This is a genomic window from Xanthomarina sp. (assembly GCF_035306705.1).
Classification (GTDB): Bacteria; Bacteroidota; Bacteroidia; order Flavobacteriales; family Flavobacteriaceae; genus Xanthomarina.
Window position 1 is genome coordinate 1 of the sequence record NZ_DATGNO010000045.1, and the last position, 3,445, is coordinate 3,445.

A 3,445-nucleotide genomic window follows, 5' to 3' on the forward strand; every position below is an offset into this window, starting at 1 on the left:
TCTTTGTTCACATTATCACACCTCTTTCTCGATCTTTTTTTCTAAATATATTATACCAGATTTTATTGACTTCTAGCCCCCAGGACGGATGCGATTGAGATTACTGCAAACCATTATCTTGGGCTGACAATTTCATATATCGTTCCCGGCGTATGCGACGTTTTCACCATAGCGTAGCGAAGGTGAAAATGTGGCGAAGCCCAAGCGACCAAAGGGAGCGCCGCGCATGACGCCGTGTTATATGCAGTCGACCATTTCCAGCAAGACTATTTAGTTCTTGGTAAAACATTTTCTATCAAGAATTTGCTATACTTATCGGGCTCTTCATACATTGGGTGATGACCTGAATTTTCGAACCATATTAGAAATTTTTCAGATGCTACTATTTGATTGTAATAGCTGTCTACCAATGCTGAAGGTGTGTTATAGTCATGTCTACCTTGTAAGAAGAAAATAGGCAGATTAATTTCTGGAATTTGCAGAAAAAAATCTAATTCCATTATTTGTGGCCACATTGTTTTTAATGAAAAAATACTCCCTCGCCCAAACCTGATGAAATCAATTAAAGTATATTCAGGAGCCAGAAATGTTTTTAAATTGAATAATAGTGAATAGTCATATTGATTATGGATTTCTCCCCCTAATCTTACCAGCCATTTTCTGTGTACCTTTATTTTCTCAAACCAACTACCATTTTCATCAATAGTTAAGTATGGCTCAGGTTCGTTCAGAGAGAGCAACTCATCATATGCTTTTTGATTTTCACGTGCTACTGTGATTAAATGATGATATGAAATATTTTCCCCTTCTTTTTGATTAACCATTTGACCTGAACCAACATAAGCAAAATACAACTCTGGATATTTGCTAACAACTATAAGTCCAAGAGCGGATCCCCATGAATGACCCACGATCAATAATTTGTCTTGATTAAATTCCTTCAATAAATAATTCGTTAATTCATGCGTATCCTGAATAAATTGATCAATTGTCATTGTTTCTAAGGGTATTTTCGGAGAAAAGGACTTTCCCGCACCTCTTTGTTCCCATGTAACAACGGTAAAATAATTCTCCAGGTCAGATTGGAACATTCTAAATGGTATTAACTCTGTAGTTCCTGGCCCTCCATGCAAATATAGTAAGATAGGGTTTGTTTGATCATTTCCTCTTATTAATATAGTTTGTAAAACATCACCAATTTCAATTTCCCTAAATTCAGATATACCATTATCATTGTAAATTTTGGGCGTATAACTTATGCATGAAGTCACAACCACTAATAATACAACGAATATCAAGGCGATAGAGAGATTCCGTGCTATTTCACTTCTTATCATTTTAATTTTTCCTCTTTACGTCTAATGGTCGATTGCATATAACGTTACGGATTCCTGACGTTGCCTAACTTTAAGCCGTATTCTTTCTTTTCCACCCTCCGGCGGCCGCGACTGCGGTTAGGTTAGGCAATGTGGGCGCGTACTCTTCATGATTTTTCTTTACTGATTCACTTCATGAATAAATACTTCCGTAGGCGCTCTTCTGTTTTTTCAAACCGCGCCCCGCAAGCTTGAATGCCGTGTTATGCGATGCATCATTACCCCATTTTTAATACATTTCACTAAAATCTTTAGGCGAGATAATTCGAGGCCTTTCTATATCAATACAGTTAAAATCTTTATCACCGGTTATAAACACATCTACTTCACCCATTATTGCTGACACAAGAATAGGAAGATCATTTTCATCTCTTATGTCAGGGTAATCACTAACGTTTATTCTCTTCGGGGTATAGACTAATTCAAATGCCAATTCAGATAAAAAGAAATCAAGAGAATCTATTTCCTCCGGAAATTTCCTCTTGAATACAGCATAAAGTTCTTCGATAATATACGAACATAAAATTAGTTGATCTTGAACACCAATTTTTTCTAACATTTTTCTTGTCAAGGAGTTCGGGAAAAGAAAAGCGGAAATAATGATATTGGTATCAGTCATTATTCTCATAGTTTTTCTCCCATAATTCTCTTCTCACCTCCTTTACAAGGGCAACCACATCGTCTTCATTTTTAATACCAGCCTTCTCTGCTTTGCCTTCCATTACTTTCTCCATCCTTTTTAAAGCAACTAGTGAGGCATTTGCTATAAACACTCTACCATTTTCTTCAAAAAATATTACTTTATCTCCTTCTTTAAGGTTCAATCTTTTTCTAATATCAATGGGTATGGTAACTTGGCCTTTTGATGATATCCGGGATATTTCCATGATGTTATTCCTCCTGTTTTACTTTCTTTACATTCTTTACTTCTATTATATGCACCAAAGGCCTTTCCTACAATACATCTTTTCGCCCGATTTATGATGTTTCGCATAACGTTTCGGGTTCCCGATGTTGCCGGGCCTTAGAGGCACCAACTAAACCCTAATGCTTGCCTTTATTAAAGGCGGTGCCGGCCAGACCTGGCTTAGGCCCGGCAATATAGGTCGGAGTGACCGAAGGGAACGAAGCCGGGAACCCCGTTGTTATGTGAAGTAGTGGCATTGACATCGTTAGCTCCACCCGGAAAATCCATAGTCTTCTCTATCCATAAATATACTTTTATATTTCCAGTTTTTCTGGTAGTCCATATATTTTAGATGAACAAACATTCCTTACTTCAATTGGAATTTCACAATTAAACCTTCCACGTAAAGCCATCCCGCCATCGATCAAGTTTGACCAAGGCTCTTTTGAACCGTAAATACTATGAACTATAGCAAATTCGAGTCTTTCTCTCATTCTTTTATCATCGACTTCGGTGATAAATATTCTATAAGCTTCAAGTTCTTTTTTAATAAAAGGCAATATATAGTTCTTATGCTTTAAAAATTCATCCCGATGTCTCTTTGCATATCCCCAACCATGCCATATTTCCTTCCGTATGCCAACTTTTGCATATTCAACATCAAGAATAGTATAATTTCCTTCCAAATATTCGCGAGTATGTTGAGAAAACCGCCTTTTCATCGAGTTTGTAATTCCCACAGAACGCAAGATGTATCCATCTCTATATTCAAAAGTAAATAAATAAACTCCAGATACATTTGGTGTTGGCTGAAGTTTATTGTTTTGCCCAAATCCTATCCAAGAAAATGGACCACGCCATTGAAGATCCTCTGTTCTTATTAAAGATTCATCTCTAGATCTGTTAAAACTCCAAAACTCAGGAAGATCATCATTCATGTTTTTCCCTTCATCCTCTCAAAACAAACCCTAATAACATGCCACTATTTCACATAACGGGCCGCGGGTTTCCGAAGTCAATGAGGCCTAGTGCTTGCACTTGCCGAAGGGATTTTGAAAACCTGCTGATATGCGATGTGGCGCTTAGCCACAGATGCATAGCAGCGGGCTTGACCCGCGGCCCGATATAGCGAAATGGAGCAAAGCGACATTTCGTTATATCG

4 protein-coding genes are annotated in these 3,445 nt (G+C 37.6%); all 4 read right to left on the reverse strand.

The genetic code is table 11. The annotated features are described in order from the left end of the window. Positions 1–266 precede the first annotated feature (266 nt). The 4 genes from VKY47_RS14435 to VKY47_RS14450 all read right to left on the reverse strand — a co-directional run bounded on the left by VKY47_RS14435 (position 267) and on the right by VKY47_RS14450 (position 3,221). Entirely contained in the window at positions 267–1,337 is a 1,071-nt protein-coding gene (locus VKY47_RS14435; protein WP_324310378.1) for an alpha/beta fold hydrolase, read from the reverse strand. Between the two features lie 268 nt (positions 1,338–1,605). Continuing rightward, on the reverse strand, positions 1,606–1,995 hold the full coding sequence (locus VKY47_RS14440) for a putative toxin-antitoxin system toxin component, PIN family (RefSeq protein ID WP_324310380.1): 390 nt from the start codon (positions 1,993–1,995) through the stop codon (positions 1,606–1,608). Beyond that, positions 1,988–2,263, reverse strand: a complete 276-nt coding sequence (locus VKY47_RS14445; RefSeq protein WP_324310382.1) for an AbrB/MazE/SpoVT family DNA-binding domain-containing protein — start codon at positions 2,261–2,263, stop codon at positions 1,988–1,990. Before VKY47_RS14445 ends, VKY47_RS14440 begins: the two co-directional genes overlap by 8 nt. Before the next feature lie 334 nt (positions 2,264–2,597). After that, the gene (locus tag VKY47_RS14450) at positions 2,598–3,221 is read right to left on the reverse strand and encodes a hypothetical protein (RefSeq protein ID WP_324310384.1); all 624 of its coding nucleotides are present in this window, start codon (positions 3,219–3,221) and stop codon (positions 2,598–2,600) included. Positions 3,222–3,445 lie beyond the last annotated feature (224 nt).